Below are 16,330 nucleotides of genomic sequence, written 5' to 3'. Positions count from 1 at the left end.
TATCGTTCATTTATTCCCTTTCGCAACACATTCCATCATAGAAATACAACGAAACGTTCAACCCTTTCCTTTTATTTTACAACAAAAAACACCTCTTGCGGAGCTTTTACAAAATTTCAACGAATTTTTCAACAGAAAAAGCGAGCTAATAATATATATTAGCTCGCTTTTTTCTCTTGATCATAAATATTAATTCCAGCTTGATGTAACATCCATTCAATATGAACACCATATCCTGATGTTGGATCATTTACAAATACATGTGTAACAGCACCAATTACTTTTCCATTTTGTACAATTGGACTTCCGCTCATTCCTTGTACGATGCCGCCCGTTTTCTCTAATAGACGTTTATCTGTTACTTTTATTACCATACCCTTTGTAGCTGGGAATTTTTGCTGCACTGTACTAACAACTTCAATATCAAACGCTTCTACTTTATCTTGATCAATAACTGTTAATATTTTTGCCGGTCCTTCTTTTACTTGATGAGATAATGCGATAGGCATTGCTTTATCCATTATACCGTTTTTCATATTCGTATTTAATTTTCCAAAAATACCATATGGACTATTAATTGTAATATTGCCAATCACTTCACGGTCTGGTGAGAATCTTGCTAATTTCTCCCCTGGATTCCCATGACTACCTCTTTCAATTGATGTAACTGTCGAGCGCATAATTTGTCCATCTTCGACTTGAATCGGCTTTTTCGTATCATTATCAGAAATAACATGACCAAGTGCCCCATATTTCATAGAATCTGGATGAACAAATGTCATCGTTCCAATTCCAGCTGCCGAATCACGGATATACAAGCCAATTCGATAAGATGATTCACCGTTGTCTTTTTGTGGAGTTAGCTTCGTACGAATATATTTTCCATCTCTTAACAATACAAGATTAAGCGGTTCACCTGTTTCTCCACTATTATGAATAAACGGTGCTACATCACTCATTCTTTCAATTGTTTTACCATTAATTTCAGTAATCATATCTCCAATTTGTACACCTGCTGTTTCACCAGGAGATATTTTACCTTTTTCAGTTTGAATTAAATGATGGCCTACAACAAGTACACCTTTTGTATTTAATTTCACACCAATTGATTGTCCACCTGGAATCACTTTAAAATCTTTTAACACTTTCACATTTACTTTTTTCACTGGAAAACCAGCAAGCTGAAATACCATATCAGCTTCACCATTTTGATGAGAATTTACCATAAGTCCTTGTTTTTGTTCATTCGAACTCACTGTAAATACATGACGATTTGTGGATGAAGCTTTGAAAACTGGTAATGATGATATTTCTGATTGTTGCCCTTCAAAAACAACAAGTTGTTTCGGTGATGAAATAAACGTTCGAAGCGGTTTAAAACATCCAATAAAAACTAAAGAAACAAGGAGACAAAGACCTATTATTTTTCGAAATTTTTCTAATTTCAACTTGTTCACTCTCCTCGCTCCTACCCCACATTCAGCCTCTTGGCTTCACTTTTTAATCTCTCCTTGCAGTGCTTTATTTATAACCGGAAGAATTAAGAAATCGTCATTTGAGAAAAAAAGCTATCCATTACTGGATAGCCTCTGCTGTCTGTTTAAAATGATGCGCTTGCGTAAGTAATTCTTTCGCATGCTCTGTCGTTAAATCTGTGATTTCCACACCAGAAATCATTCGAGCTATTTCTGTTACTTTATCCTCCATAGTTAAAACAGTCACTGATGTAATTGTCCGATCATTCGCTACTTGTTTTCGAATAAATAAATGTGAATCCGCCATTGAAGCTACTTGAGGTAAGTGCGTAATACAAAGTACTTGCGAGTTTACTGATACTCGATAAATTTTTTCCGCAATAGCCTGTGCGACCCGGCCACTTACACCCGTATCCACTTCATCAAAAATAACAGATGCAACCCCTTGATGCTTAGAAAAAATGCTTTTTAAAGCTAAAATGATACGAGATAACTCTCCGCCAGAAGCAACCTTTGAAAGTGGTTTTAGCGGCTCTCCTGGGTTCGTTGAAATATAAAATTCCACATGATCGTAACCATCCGCCGTAAGTCTTACCGGCGCACCTTCCACAAGGGGCTCTTCTGCATTTCCTTCTCTCTTCATAATTCTCACTTCAAATTTCGTTTTTTCCATATATAATTCTTTTAATTCCTGATGAATTGCATTTGTAAGGTGTTCTGCAAGCTCATGACGCATATTACTTAACAACGTTGCTTCTTTCATAATAACACTTTCTAATTCCTTCAACTGTTTCTTCGTCGTTTCAATATGAACGTCTTTATTTTCAATCGTAAAAATTTCCTGTTCAATTTTATCAGCATACGCTAAAATCTCTTCTACATTATTTCCATATTTTCTCTTTAGCATACGAATTTCATTCAAACGTGTTTCAATTTCATCTAAACGATTTGGATCATATTCCATCATATCGAGCTTTTCCCTCAGTTGATAGGCAACCTCTTCTAATAAGTAATAGCTATTTGCAATTGAATCATGATTCTCTTGATACACTTCATCTAAATGTGTAATACTTTCCATTTGCCCCATTGCACTTCTTACATTATCTAATCCTTGTCCGTCGGCACTTAAAGAACGATATGCATCACCTAACGCTTTATAAATCTTTTCAAAATTAGAAATTTGCAATCGTTCCTCAGTTAATTCATTTTCTTCATCCATCTTTAAATCCGCCTTGCGAATTTCCTCGTGCTGAAATTGAATTAAATCTAAGCGATGTGCCATTTGTTGCTCATTTTCACTTAACGATTTCAATTGTTTTTTTAATTTTTCATAGTCAGCGTATACGTTTTGATATATGTCTAATTGTTTAACGATTCGATCACCATCAAAGTGATCAAGCATAAACAGATGTCGTTCTTCATTCATTAAATCTTGCGTTTCGTGTTGTCCATGAATATCAACAAGTGTTTTCCCAATTTCTTTTAATATGCTAAGTGTAACAAGCTTCCCATTTACACGACATACACTCTTCCCGTTCGCAGCAATATCACGCTTTAAAATAATCATACCATCTTCTATTTCTATATCTAACTCTTCTGCCTTTTCAATACATGGATGCTTCTCATCTTCAACATAAAATAGCCCTTCAATCTCAGCCTTTTCTGTTCCATATCGAACAAATTCTGCTGACCCACGGCCACCTACAAGTAAACTAATTGCATCAATAATAATCGATTTTCCGGCCCCTGTTTCACCGCTTAAAACCGTTAAACCTTTTTGAAAAGAAATATTTAATGCTTCAATAATAGCAAAGTTTCTAATCGATAATTCCGATAACAATGCCCCATTCACCTCGTTATAAAATAATCCCTTACTAAAGGATTTTCTCAGTTCTTCATTCAAATAATCATGCTATATATTTGTATGTATATACTCTTCTAACCCGCTTCATTGTACCAAACATTTGTTTTACGGGTCAATCCATCTATTTTTTAACTTTATGCAAACAAAATATTATATTACAATTGAAAATTCATATTTTTAACCAATAAAAATATCTTGTTCACTTTCCACTTTACGATGGAAAGCAAACAAGATTTTTTGTTACAACATATTTAAGAAACGATCAGAGACAACACCTGTATCGTCAGGTGTACGGCAAATAATTAAGCAAGTATCATCACCACAGATGGTTCCGATGATCTCATCCCACTCTAAATGATCAATAAGTGCTCCAAGTGAATGAGCGTTACCAGGCAATGTTTTTAGCACAAGCATATGTCCTGCCGTGTCTAATTTTACAAATGAATCCACTAGATTTCGTTTTAATTTTTGTAACGGGTTAAATCGTTGATCTGCTGGCAAGCTATATTTATAGCGCCCATCATGTAATGGCACCTTCACTAAGTGCAGTTCTTTAATATCGCGCGATACTGTTGCTTGCGTTACATTAAATCCCTCATTACGTAAAATATCAACTAATTCATCTTGTGTTTCAATTTCTTTGTTTGCAATAATTTCCCTGATTTTAATATGGCGCTGACCTTTATTCATACATTTGCACCTCACACTATCTCTTACCATAGTTTAAACATTGGTATACTTCACTTATTTATGTTAACTTATAATTCGTTTCTTGTACACAATTGTTTTTACAATCATTATACAATTACAGCAAAAAGAGGAACAACATATGTTATTCCCCTTTCCCTTTTTGTTTTAGAACGTCATGCGCTTCTGTAACAACTTGCTCTATAGAAATCGGAGAATGATTTTCGCCATTCTCACGTTCACCATGCCATTTCAGATGAATTAAAAATTCAATATTACCATCCCCACCCGTAATTGGTGAGAATGTTAAACCTTCCACATCATAGCCTTCTTTTAAAGCAAACTCGACAATCATTTCTACAACAGCTTCATGTACTTTTCTATCACGAACGATACCTTTTTTCCCAACTTGCTCTCTTCCAGCTTCAAACTGCGGTTTAATTAACGCTGCTACGTCTCCGTTAGGCATAAGCATTGTTTTTAAAACTGGCAGTATAAGCTTTAATGATATAAATGAAACATCAATACTTGCAAATTGAGGTAAACCACGTTCTAAGTCTGCTGGTGTCACGTAACGGAAGTTTGTTCGTTCCATTACAACAACACGCTCATCTTGACGTAATTTCCACGCTAGTTGATTGTATCCTACATCTAATGCATAAGATAATTTCGCTCCATTTTGAAGCGCGCAATCTGTAAAGCCACCAGTTGATGAACCAATATCTATCATAACTTTATCTTGTAAATCAAGATGAAATGTCTCTAATGCCTTTTCAAGTTTATAACCACCACGACTTACATACGGCATAACTTGTCCCTTCACCGTAATCTCAGTATCTTGCGAGATTTTCTCTCCTGGCTTATCAAGTCTCATCTCATTTGCATATACGAGTCCGGCCATAATGGCGCGCTTTGCTTTCTCACGCGTTTCTATAAGTCCTCGCTCTACTAATAGTACATCTACTCTTTCTTTTTTTACGCTCATTTGTTACGCCCTTTTTTGTTTTGATGGAATCATTGTATGAATACGGTCTACAACAGCATCTGTCGTTAAACCAATTTCTTCTAATAATTTTGTTACACTTCCGTGCTCTATGAAGCGGTCTGGAATACCCATTCGTTCAACTAATGCACTATGGTAACCATTTTCAGATGCAAATTCAACTACCCCTGTTCCAAAACCACCGATTAAACAAGCTTCTTCAATCGTTAAAATCGGTATATTCTTTCCTAGAAGATCATGTAAATATGCTTCATCCATTGGTTTAATAAAGCGAGCATTCACTACTTTCACTGAAACCCCAGCTTTTTCAAGACGCTCAGCTGCTTCCATTGCCATTGGTATTGTCGTACCAAACGTTAAAATAGCTGCTTGTGTACCCTCTTTTAACGTCTCCCACGTACCGATTGGAATCGCCTTTAATTCTTTATCCATATGAACGCCAAGTCCATTACCGCGAGCATAACGCAATGCGATTGGTCCATCTTCATATTGCATCGCCGTATAAACTAAATGTTGCCCTTCATTTTCATCTTTCGGCATCATAAGCACCATATTCGGCAAGTGACGTAAGAATGAGATATCAAATACGCCTTGATGCGTTTCACCATCTGCTCCTACTAATCCCGAGCGATCTATTCCGATGAAAACATTTAAATTTTGGCGGCATATATCATGAACAACTTGGTCATATGCTCTTTGTAAAAATGTTGAATAAATCGCTAAGAATGGCTTCATTCCTTGCGTTGCCATACCTGCTGCCATTGTTGTAGCATGCTGTTCTGCAATACCTACATCAATCATACGATCTGGGAATTCTTTTTGGAATTTCTCAAGTTTTGATCCAACAGGCATTGCAGGTGTAATTGCTACGATACGCTCATCCGCTCTCGCTAGCTTAAGTACTGTTTCACTAACAACAGCACTCCATGCTGGTGCAACTTCTTTCGGCTTAACGAAGTCACCTGATTCAATTTTATAAGGTCCTGTTCCATGCCAAGTTCCAATAACGTCACTCTCAGCCGGTTTATAACCTTTTCCTTTTTTCGTAATAACGTGAACAAGCACTGGGCCTTTTGTTTTCTTTGCATATTGCAACGTTTCGAATAACTTTTCATAATCATGCCCATCGACTGGACCTAAATATGTAAAGCCTAACTCTTCGAAAAAGACACCAGATACTAGTAAATATTTAAGACTATCTTTTATTTTCTCTGCTGTCGCAGCCACTTTCCCGCCAACTGCTGGGATTTTCTTTAATATATACTCTAATTCATCTTTTACCCAGTGATATTTTCCTGCGGTACGTAAACGACCGAGCACATTATGAAGCGCACCAACGTTTGGTGCAATTGACATTTCATTATCATTCAAAATAACAATCATGTCTGTTTTTTCATGTCCAATATGGTTCAATGCCTCTAAAGCCATTCCGCCTGTTAAAGCACCATCTCCAATAATTGGTATAACATATTCTTTCGTTTTCTTTAAATCACGTGCCAGAGCCATTCCCATTGCAGCCGATAACGAAGTCGAGCTATGACCAGTTTCCCATACATCGTGCTCACTCTCGCAACGTTTCGGGAAACCACATAGACCTTGATATTGCCTTAATGTACCAAACTCTTTCGCACGTCCAGTTAAAATTTTATGTACATAGGATTGATGTCCTACATCCCATAAAAATTTATCTTGCGGGCTATCAAATAATTTGTGCAGAGCAATTGTGAGTTCTACTACACCTAAATTAGGTGCAATATGTCCACCTGTTTGAGAGAGCTCTTCAATTAAAAACTTACGAATATCCTCACTCAATCCCTCTAGTTCACTGATAGACATATCTTTCAAAAAACTAGGGTTTTGAATTTGCGTTAGATCCACATGGATCACTCACTTTCATTTCATAATCTGTCAACATGTCAAATATTATAAAAAACATTTACACAAAACAAGAAATTCTCTTTTCTATTTTTCGTCTTGTCCCGCTATTAACCAGTCTATTGCGCCCTAATCCTATTATAAACCATATTTCTTTAGGCGATGAAAAAAATAGCCGCTAACACGAAGTGATAACGGCAATGTAATCTACATATATTTTTGCCAATAACAAGAAAAGAAAAACCTTTTCCTACATTTATATCATAAAATGATGAATGACTCAACAAATGAAAACGCTGTTATATTAGTTATTACGTTTTGCAATCAAATCACAAATAGATAGTAAATATTCATCTTGTAATTGCAAGGAACTAATCGCACCTTTTGCTTCTGCAATTGTTTCTTCTAAAATATCTTTTGCTCTATCTACAGTAAACAACGTTGTATATGTGCTCTTTTCATTAGAAAGATCGCTACCAATCGGTTTTCCAATCTCTTCTTCAGTTCCTTCGACATCTAAAATATCATCTCGAATTTGGAAAGCTAGACCGATATATTTGGCAAACGTAAGCAACTTTTCTTCTTGCTCTTCTGTCGCATCAGAAAGTATCGCACCCGCAAGTACAGCAAATTCAAGCAGTTTTCCGGTCTTATGTTTATGGATGTACTCCAATTCATCAATCGTAAGGCGTTTCCCTTCAGCTTCCATATCTGCCACTTGTCCGCCAACCATTCCTTCTGGTCCTGCTGCTTTTGCAAGTTCAAGTACAAGTCTTACTTTTTTTTCGGCAGAAATTTCTTTTTGCTCATATGCCATAATAACTTGAAAAGCATACGTCAATAAGCCATCTCCTGCTAAAACTGCCATCGCTTCACCAAATACTTTGTGATTTGTGGGCTTTCCTCTTCTTAAATCATCATCATCCATACAAGGTAAATCATCATGAACTAATGAATATGTATGAATCATTTCAAGAGCACAAGCTGCACCTACTCCAAGATTTCTTTCTTTCCCAAACGCTTGTAATGTTGCAAACAAAAGTAACGGGCGGAGACGTTTTCCACCCGCTTCCAAAGAATATGCCATCGCTTCACGAAGTACATTTGGACATTGTAATTCATTTGCATAGCTTACAAGTTTTTCTTCTACGAAAGTTTTACTTTCTTTCAAAAAAGTATCAAAAGCAATCGTCACTATGCTTCATCTCCTAAAGCAGTAAACGGTTCAAGCTCTCCATCTTCCCCAAGAATAACTGCCATTTGTTCTTGTACATTCTTCAGCTTCTCATCACAAAGCTTAGATAATTCCATACCTTCTTTAAAATAAGAAATCGCTTCTTCTAAAGGTACGTCACCTTGTTCTAGCTTAGAAACAAGATGCTCAAGTTGCGAAATTGCCTCTTCAAAGCTTAATTTATTTTCCATTATTCAATTCACGCTCCTCTATGCCTGATACGCTACAATCTAGTATTCCATCTTGTAATTGAACTGAAACAGCATCTCCAAGGCTTACATCTTTCACACTTTTTAACACTTGCTTCTCTTCATCATATACAAGCCCGTACCCTCTCATCATTACTTTAAGCGGACTTAACGCTTCAAGTTTTTGAGCAGCTCTTACAAAGGCAAATTCTTTCGTTTGAAGTAACGTTTGCATTTCACGTTGTAATTGCTTTTGCAACGTTTCAACAGCTACCTTCGTTTGCATAATTTTTTGAGATGGGTGGTGCTTCTCTAAATAAAATGAAAGTTGCTTTAACTGATTCACCTTTTTATCAATATAGCGCTCTTTCGCTAAAACAAGCTGTTCTAGCGCTCTATCTAATTGCTCTTCCTTTTGCTCATATACTTGTCTTGGATAACGGAACGCATACGATTTTTGCAACACTTGTAGTTTTTCTTCTTTTTTATGTACTAACTCTCTCATTGCTCTTTGCAATCTCAGAGTTCTTTGTAATACCTTTTCTTGTAACTCTATAATGTTAGGTGCTGCCAGCTCAGCTGCTGCAGTCGGTGTTGGCGCGCGTAAATCTGCAACAAAATCTGCGATTGTAAAATCCGTTTCATGGCCTACTGCCGAAATAATAGGAATTTCACTCTTAAAGATTGCTCTTGCAACCATTTCCTCATTGAAAGCCCATAATTCCTCAATAGAACCTCCACCACGACCAACGATTAGTACATCTATCTCTCCCATTTCATTCGCTGTACGAATCGCTTGTACAATCGAGGGAGCCGCTGACTCCCCTTGTACAAGTACCGGAAATACAATAACATTCCCAATTGGATAACGACGTTTAATCGTTGTTATAATATCACGAATCGCTGCTCCTGTTGGCGACGTAATCACACCTATTGTTTTAGCGTAAGGAGGAATCGCTTTTTTATAAACTTGAGAAAAAAGTCCTTCTTCTTCTAAACGAACTTTTAACTGTTCGTACGCTAAATGTAAATTCCCGACTCCGTCAGGCTGCATGTCTTGAATATAAATTTGATAAGAACCACTCGCCTCGTAAACAGAGATTTTCCCTTTCACGAGTACCTTCATCCCATTTTCAGGTTTGAATTTAATATTACGATTATGGCCCGCAAACATAACCGCTGCGATTCTTGCATTTTCATCTTTCAATGTAAAATACATGTGGCCACGGCTATGATTTTTAAAGTTGGAAATTTCACCTTTTAACCAAACAGACTGCAAATGCGGATCATATTCTATTTTTGTTTTTATATAGCGTGTTAACGCTGTAACGGTTAAATATTGCTTCTCCATTTCTCTCTCCTCATAGCCGACTCAAATTATTTACAAACGACACCTGCACGTTTGGCAGATTCAACAGTATTATGAAGAAGCATTGTGATTGTCATTGGACCAACACCCTTTGGCACAGGTGTAATGTAACCCGCAACATCTAACACATTGTCAAAGTCAACATCACCACAAAGTTTTCCTGTTTCTAAACGGTTAACACCAACGTCAATTACAACCGCTCCTTCTTTAATATAATCCGCTGTTATCATTTTAGGTCGTCCAACAGCTACGATTAAAATATCAGCTAACTTCGATAACTCTTTCATATTTTGCGTCTTAGAATGACAATATGTTACAGTGGCATTTTCATTTAAAAACAATTGTCCCACTGGTTTACCGACAATATTACTTCTTCCAATTACTACTACATGTTTTCCAGAAATATCAAGATTTGTTTCTTTTACTAATTCTACAATACCATGCGGTGTACATGGAAGGAATGTATCTTGTCCCGTCATCATACGTCCCACGCTGATTGGGTGAAATCCGTCTACATCCTTTTCTGGTGAAATTCTTTCAATGATAGCTTTTTCTTCAATATGTTTTGGTAAAGGTAATTGCACTAATATGCCATTAATACGGTCATCTCCATTTAAGCGATCGATTTCAGCAAGCAAACGTTCCTCAGTAATTGTTTCAGGAAGTTCAATTAGCTCTGAGTAAATCCCTACTTGTTCACAGCCTTTTTCTTTTCCTTTCACATAAGAACGAGATGCTGGATCTTCTCCAACTAAAATAACTGCTAATCCTGGTACAATACCTTGCTCTTTCAACTTCACAACTTCTTCTGTTAATTGTGCTCGTTTTTTCTCCGCAACTTCATTTCCTTTGATGATTACTGCTACCATTTTAAGATTCCCCCTTAAAGAATTTACAGTGTATCTTTTATATTAGATAAAACGCCGTTAATAAAACGACGAGATTCCTCATCCCCAAATGTTTTTGCAATTTCAATTGCTTCGTTAATTGTTACGTTGTGTGGAATTTCTTCCATGTACTTCATTTCATACACAGCTACACGTAAAATACTGCGATCAACAATACTAATACGCTCAAGCTTCCACTTTTTTAAGTTTTGACGAATCGCTTCATCGATTGCTTCTTTATTTTCTACAAAACCTACTACAAGTGACTCTAGAAACTCATTTGTTTCTTCGCCTTCATCCAGCGTGTTTTCCACTGCTACTTTCGGTTCTAATTCACCTGTAATATCCATTTGGTATAATGCTTGCATTGCTCTTTCTCTAGCCGTCCTACGTTTCATTGTAACTCTCCTTTATGCTTCAAGTCTTTCCTTATACTTTGTTATATTATTATAATTTATAAGCCGTCAATTCACTTACTCTTACAGTTTTCATTGATTTTCCAACCTTATAATACAATGATAATAACACAATTTATCGTTTCACACACGGGTTACAAGGCTGAAAAATAATAAAAAGATTAACTTCAAGTTCCATATCTTATCACAATGTACGTTTTTTGGAAAAACGACACATTTTCTTGTTTATTTCTTATTTTTTGAAATAGTATAATAATTAGAGGGTTGTAATTTGTGAAGAAATGAAACGATAAAAAAGATGCCTATGTTACTAGGCACCTTTTCATTCTTACACTGGTTCGATTTCTGTTTTTTGTGTTTCGAATGTTACGCCAACGATGTGAACATTCACTTCTTTTGGCTCAAGTCCTGTCATTGTAAAGAGTGCTTGGCGAATATTGTCTTGAATCTTTTGTGCAACAACTGGAATTGCTACACCAAAATACATTACAACATAAAGGTCAACGATAATATCTTCGTTTGCTAATTCAACCTTTACACCTTTACCATGATTTTTCTTACCTAACTTCTCAACAACATCTGTAGCAAAATTACCGCGCATTGCCGCTACACCTTCTACTTCAGCAGCTGCAATACCTGCAATTACTTCAATTACTTCTGGTGCAATTTCTACTTTACCAAGAGTTGTATCTTGACCCATATCTAACATATGTTCAGCCATGAAAAAAACCTCCTTTAATGTATCACTGCGTCACAAGTTCATGCTCTTCCAAAAATTTCGTATTAAACTCACCTTTTACAAAATCAGGATGATCTAGCAATTGCAAATGGAACGGGATTGTTGTATGTACGCCTTCAATGACAAATTCACTAAGTGCGCGCTTCATTTTTGCAATTGCCTCTTCACGTGTTTTTCCGTGAACAATTAATTTAGCAACCATCGAATCATAGAAAGGTGGGATTGAATATCCCGGATATACAGCTGAATCGACGCGAATACCAAATCCTCCTGGTGGTAAGTACATTTCTACTTTACCTGGAGATGGCATAAATTTTTTGGCAGGGTTTTCCGCATTAATTCGACATTCAATTGCCCAACCATTAAATTGTACTTCTTCTTGCTGTAACGATAACTTTTCTCCTGAAGCAACAAGAATTTGCTCTTTAATTAAGTCCATTCCCGTTACCATTTCAGTAACCGGATGCTCAACCTGAATTCTCGTATTCATCTCCATGAAATAAAAGGTTTTCGTTTTATATTCATAAATAAACTCAACCGTACCAGCACCTGTATAATCAACCGCTACCGCCGCTTTAACTGCCGCTTCACCCATCTGCTTGCGAATATCTTCATCAAGTGCAGGTGATGGACTTTCTTCTAATAGTTTTTGCAAACGGCGCTGAATTGTACAATCACGCTCTCCTAAATGAATGGCATTTCCGTGTGTATCTGCCATTATTTGAATCTCAACATGGCGGAAATCTTCAACGTACTTTTCTAAGTATACACCAGGGTTCCCAAAAGCGGTACTAGCTTCTTGCTGTGTAATTTGAATTCCTTTTATAAGCTCTTCTTCATGGCGTGCAACACGAATACCTTTTCCACCGCCACCTGCAGTCGCTTTAATAATAACTGGATATCCAATTTGATCAGCAAGCTCGATCGCTTCTTCGGTATTTTTAATAATCCCTTGTGAACCTGGTACAATCGGAACCCCTGCTTCTTTCATTGTATCACGAGCAACGTCTTTTGTGCCCATCTTTGAAATAGCTTCTGGACTTGGACCGATAAAAATCAAGTTACATTCACGGCATAACTCTGCGAAATCTGCATTCTCTGCTAAAAATCCGTATCCCGGATGAATAGCATCGCAGCCTGTTAACTTCGCAACGCTAATAATGTTTGTCAAATTTAAATAGCTTTCTTTCGAAATCGTTGGTCCTACACAATACGCCTCGTCTGCAATCTGTACGTGAAGTGACTCTTTATCTGCTTCTGAATAAATTGCAACTGTTTCAATATCCATTTCTTTACAAGCACGAATAATTCGTACAGCAATTTCCCCACGATTGGCTATTAATACTTTTTTTATCATCACAAAGACTCCCTTATTACGCTTTTACAAGAAATAGCGGTTGTCCATACTCAACAAGCTGTCCGTTATTAACAAGAATTTCAACAATTTCGCCCTCTACATCAGCATCAATTTCGTTAAATAACTTCATAGCCTCGACAATACATACGATAGAATCTTTCGATACTCTATCCCCAACACTTACATATGGAGGTGTATCAGGCGAAGAAGAAGAATAGAATGTACCTACCATCGGTGATGTGATTTTATGTAGGTTTTCATTTTGAACAACCTTCTTCTCTTCTTGTTTTGGCGCTTCTGCTTGTGCTGCTGCTACTTTCGTTTCAACTTCAACAGGCGCTACTGGTTGCATAGCTTGTTTTGCTGCAGGTGCTTGCACAGCAACAACTTCATTACCACGCTTTTTCATTTTGATTGTTGTACCGTCTTTTTTGTATTCAAATTCATCAATATTAGAGCTATCAATTAATTTAATTAATTCGCGAACTTCTTGAATTTTAAACATGTAAAATCCACTCCCATACTCTTGTTTGTCCCGTTTTTACAGATTCTCGTCACGAAAACTAGATTGACTGTAAAAATACGATGTATTCTATTAGAAAATATATTTCATTAACTAATAGAAATATTTACTATTTCCATCTTACGATAAATTTTTTAAACATTCCAATTTATATTTCTTTATAATAAATCGAAACTCCTGTAAAAATATTATTCCAATAAAAATTTAATACCTAGTAATAATACCAAGTTTCACACGAAATTGGCAAGACCACTTCTTAAAAAACATTCACTACTTTTTCAAAACGTTACACAGCAAACATGCCATCCCCTCTCCACTCTTCACCACATCTATAGTCAACAACATATTTTTACCAAATATTATTTTTTTGTTTACACGCCATTCATCATTCCTTCATATAAGAATAGTATGTTCAAAGTGTAGAAAATATATTGTGTCGAGGTGTGGAAATATGATATGGCTCATTCTCTTTTTACCTGCCGTAATCGTTTGGGCATGCGTTCTTTGCATCCACGTCAAATCCGGAAAAAGTAATCATCAGTACCATGAACCATTAATCTTTTACTCACAACGTGTTTCTCCATTCCGAGTTGAACATAGTAAAAATAATTACAAAGACGAAATAGAAAAAAGCTATCGAAAATGATAGCTTTTTTCTATACACACGTTTACTTACATACTCTATTTTACTATTTGCATACCCTTTGCTTAGTAAAAGATAATAATCCGTAGGGAAATCCCTACGGATTAAGGTTTCACTTATTTCGCTGGTGGATCAAATTTCACACCTACATCTTTTGATCCGCCTTCACTTCTTACAAGTTGAATAATTTTATTTGCTTCTTTCTGTGAATGTTTTGCCGCTTTAACCGTTACTCTAATATCAGTACCATCAGCTCTTACAAGAGCATCTGGATATCCTCCTTGAGATTTAATTACTGTCTCAAGTAATTCTTGCTTCGTTTCCATTGTCGTAATGGCATCAAAATTTTCTTTCGCTTTATTCTTTTCTGTTGCTGAAGCTTTTGTTGAACTCATCACTTCTTGTAATTTTGCTTTTTGTTCACTACGCTGATCTTCCATTTGCATACGTAAAGCTGTGAAATTCTCATCACTTGATTGAACTGATACATTGCCCTCTTTTTTACTTGTTTCTTTTTTTGCATTTTCTTTTTTGTCTGTTTCTTTATTTATTGTTTCTTTGCTTGTATTTTCTTTTTTCGGAGTTTCTTTAGGCGCTTCGTTTGTTACTGCTTTATCAGTACCTTGTTTTTCTTGTCCAATCTTTTCACCTGTTGCTGGCGATGCTGTATTCATTTTGTCAGGAGTTGTCACGTAATACACAGATAGTACAACAACTAAACTTAACATCGTTAATAACCAAACTGTTTGTTTTTTTAACACTTTATTTCCTCCCTATCAATTTTTCGGTGAAACTGAAACGCGATGGGCCGGTACATCTAGCAGCCTTATCACAGCTTCTTTTACCATTGCTTTAACTTGTATATTATCCACTCCCTTTGCTACGACAAGAACACCACGTACTTTCGGCTTCTCTGTTCGTAAAACAACAGGAGTTTCTTTATCCCCTTCACGTATAATGACAGTCTTTTCATCAAGAGACTCGTCCTCTACTTCTCTCTTACCGCCTGTTTTATCTGTTTCACCTGTTGTTTGTGAGCGTTTCACTGTATTTTTTTCTAAAATTTTTTCTTCAGATGAATCTAAATTCACTTTAATCGTTACGTCTTTTACTCCTGCTATTTCTTCTAAAGCAGTTTTTAATTCTTGTTCATACGCTTTTTCATATTTTTCTACATTTGACATACTATCATTACTTTTTTGTCCGAAAGTTGGTACGTCTTTTTCTTGGTTTTGAGTTTTTTGTTCTTTAAATACAGGTACTTCTTCTTTTTTACTTGAAAAGAGACTACTAGAAAACATAAGCAAAATTCCAAGTATGAGTAGGACAAGTAAAAACTTAGGTGTTACCTTTTTACCCTTCTCGTTGCTTTCTTTTTGATCCCCATTCAATAAGTTTCGAAAAAATGAGAACTTCGAATTTTTATCTTTATTGTCCATTTACTCTACCTGTCCTCCCTTCCATTTGAACTTGGATTTGTTTACCCTCTAGTTGCCACCTGCTTGAAAAGAAATCTTTCATTTCTCCATTCGTTTCTTCCACTTTTTTTGGAGGCTCTTTCGTGTTAATTTCAATTGGCTTTACTGTTTCGATTGCATCATTTTTACTACGTTCTTTTTCTTTCAACGTCACAACAATAGATTGAATATCTTTCGCTGACTTTACTTCTTCTATATTTTCTGCTGCGACTATTTGTATTTCAGAGACAGCCATACCATACTTTTTCTCAAACTCTTTTCCTACTTCTTTTTTCATTTTGGTAGCCATCTCTTCTAAACTATATGCACGTGTTAGAGCTTGTATTTCTTTTTTCTTCGAATCTATTGAATTTTTTACAGATCCTTCTGCTACGTACTTTTCTTCATTAAAATTTGCAATTACTTCATTTACATCTGTCTGCAATAGTTTAAAAAGGGGTGTTAAAATTAATACGACTAACAAAAGACTTACAACAAATTTAACGTATTTTTGCAAATTCGAATTTGGAAGAATAAGATGAAGCATTGTCGCTAAGAGCAAAAAAACGATAATATTTCTGATCCACTCTGTAACAAATTGCATACTCTTCAC

17 protein-coding genes are annotated in these 16,330 nt (G+C 36.1%); 1 reads left to right on the top strand and 16 read right to left on the bottom strand.

Annotated elements, in window-relative coordinates; genetic code table 11:
* Nucleotides 1-158 precede the first annotated feature (158 nt).
* From spoIVB to accB, 13 genes are all read right to left on the bottom strand, one after another.
* Complete coding sequence (gene spoIVB, locus AU379_RS03490; protein ID WP_002098091.1) at nt 159-1,457, bottom strand: SpoIVB peptidase; 1,299 nt, start codon at nt 1,455-1,457, stop codon at nt 159-161.
* A gap of 118 nt (nt 1,458-1,575) precedes the next feature.
* Nucleotides 1,576-3,315, bottom strand: a complete 1,740-nt coding sequence (gene recN, locus AU379_RS03485; protein WP_000947765.1) for a DNA repair protein RecN — start codon at nt 3,313-3,315, stop codon at nt 1,576-1,578.
* 264 nt (nt 3,316-3,579) lie between these two features.
* Nucleotides 3,580-4,029: an arginine repressor ArgR gene (gene argR, locus AU379_RS03480; RefSeq protein WP_001032580.1), complete on the bottom strand. Its 450-nt coding sequence runs from the start codon at nt 4,027-4,029 to the stop codon at nt 3,580-3,582.
* A gap of 142 nt (nt 4,030-4,171) precedes the next feature.
* Nucleotides 4,172-5,011: a TlyA family RNA methyltransferase gene (locus AU379_RS03475; RefSeq protein ID WP_000111874.1), complete on the bottom strand. Its 840-nt coding sequence runs from the start codon at nt 5,009-5,011 to the stop codon at nt 4,172-4,174.
* Nucleotides 5,012-5,014: 3 nt separating this feature from the next.
* On the bottom strand, nt 5,015-6,907 hold the full coding sequence (dxs, locus tag AU379_RS03470) for a 1-deoxy-D-xylulose-5-phosphate synthase (protein ID WP_000366454.1): 1,893 nt from the start codon (nt 6,905-6,907) through the stop codon (nt 5,015-5,017).
* 301 nt (nt 6,908-7,208) lie between these two features.
* Nucleotides 7,209-8,099: a (2E,6E)-farnesyl diphosphate synthase gene (ispA, locus tag AU379_RS03465; RefSeq protein ID WP_000150374.1), complete on the bottom strand. Its 891-nt coding sequence runs from the start codon at nt 8,097-8,099 to the stop codon at nt 7,209-7,211.
* Complete coding sequence (gene xseB / locus AU379_RS03460) at nt 8,099-8,329, bottom strand: exodeoxyribonuclease VII small subunit (protein WP_000428423.1); 231 nt, start codon at nt 8,327-8,329, stop codon at nt 8,099-8,101. Before xseB ends, ispA begins: the two co-directional genes overlap by 1 nt.
* Nucleotides 8,319-9,677, bottom strand: coding sequence for an exodeoxyribonuclease VII large subunit (xseA, locus tag AU379_RS03455; RefSeq protein WP_000415249.1), 1,359 nt, complete (start codon nt 9,675-9,677; stop codon nt 8,319-8,321). Before xseA ends, xseB begins: the two co-directional genes overlap by 11 nt.
* 26 nt (nt 9,678-9,703) lie before the next feature.
* Nucleotides 9,704-10,564, bottom strand: coding sequence for a bifunctional methylenetetrahydrofolate dehydrogenase/methenyltetrahydrofolate cyclohydrolase FolD (folD, locus tag AU379_RS03450; RefSeq protein WP_000226732.1), 861 nt, complete (start codon nt 10,562-10,564; stop codon nt 9,704-9,706).
* A gap of 23 nt (nt 10,565-10,587) precedes the next feature.
* Entirely contained in the window at nt 10,588-10,980 is a 393-nt protein-coding gene (gene nusB, locus AU379_RS03445) for a N utilization substance protein NusB (protein ID WP_000830247.1), read from the bottom strand.
* Between the two features lie 346 nt (nt 10,981-11,326).
* Nucleotides 11,327-11,719 carry an Asp23/Gls24 family envelope stress response protein gene (locus AU379_RS03440; protein WP_000807630.1) on the bottom strand — a complete coding sequence of 131 codons (393 nt, stop codon included), beginning with the start codon at nt 11,717-11,719 and terminating at the stop codon, nt 11,327-11,329.
* A 22-nt stretch (nt 11,720-11,741) separates the two neighbouring features.
* Nucleotides 11,742-13,094 (bottom strand): acetyl-CoA carboxylase biotin carboxylase subunit, encoded by a 1,353-nt coding sequence (gene accC, locus AU379_RS03435; RefSeq protein ID WP_061138960.1) that lies wholly within the window; start codon nt 13,092-13,094, stop codon nt 11,742-11,744.
* Between the two features lie 16 nt (nt 13,095-13,110).
* Nucleotides 13,111-13,599, bottom strand: a complete 489-nt coding sequence (gene accB, locus AU379_RS03430) for an acetyl-CoA carboxylase biotin carboxyl carrier protein (protein WP_000472861.1) — start codon at nt 13,597-13,599, stop codon at nt 13,111-13,113.
* Between the two features lie 469 nt (nt 13,600-14,068).
* Between accB and AU379_RS28350 the strand changes: the two genes are divergently transcribed.
* The gene (locus AU379_RS28350) at nt 14,069-14,263 is read left to right on the top strand and encodes a hypothetical protein (RefSeq protein WP_002000935.1); all 195 of its coding nucleotides are present in this window, start codon (nt 14,069-14,071) and stop codon (nt 14,261-14,263) included.
* 113 nt (nt 14,264-14,376) lie between these two features.
* Here the strand turns inward: AU379_RS28350 and AU379_RS03425 are convergent, their stop codons facing one another.
* The 3 genes from AU379_RS03425 to spoIIIAF are packed head-to-tail and all read right to left on the bottom strand — an operon-like array spanning nt 14,377 to nt 16,321.
* Nucleotides 14,377-15,021 carry a SpoIIIAH-like family protein gene (locus AU379_RS03425; protein WP_000914705.1) on the bottom strand — a complete coding sequence of 215 codons (645 nt, stop codon included), beginning with the start codon at nt 15,019-15,021 and terminating at the stop codon, nt 14,377-14,379.
* A 15-nt stretch (nt 15,022-15,036) separates the two neighbouring features.
* On the bottom strand, nt 15,037-15,699 hold the full coding sequence (gene spoIIIAG / locus AU379_RS03420) for a stage III sporulation protein AG (protein WP_000368890.1): 663 nt from the start codon (nt 15,697-15,699) through the stop codon (nt 15,037-15,039).
* Nucleotides 15,689-16,321 carry a stage III sporulation protein AF gene (gene spoIIIAF, locus AU379_RS03415; protein WP_061138959.1) on the bottom strand — a complete coding sequence of 211 codons (633 nt, stop codon included), beginning with the start codon at nt 16,319-16,321 and terminating at the stop codon, nt 15,689-15,691. Before spoIIIAF ends, spoIIIAG begins: the two co-directional genes overlap by 11 nt.
* Between the last annotated feature and the right edge of the window lie 9 nt (nt 16,322-16,330).

The sequence above is a fragment of the Bacillus sp. JH7 genome (assembly GCF_001563515.1).
GTDB classification, from domain to species: domain Bacteria; phylum Bacillota; class Bacilli; order Bacillales; family Bacillaceae_G; genus Bacillus_A; species Bacillus_A cereus.
This window is presented reverse-complemented; position numbering and strand designations above follow the sequence as displayed.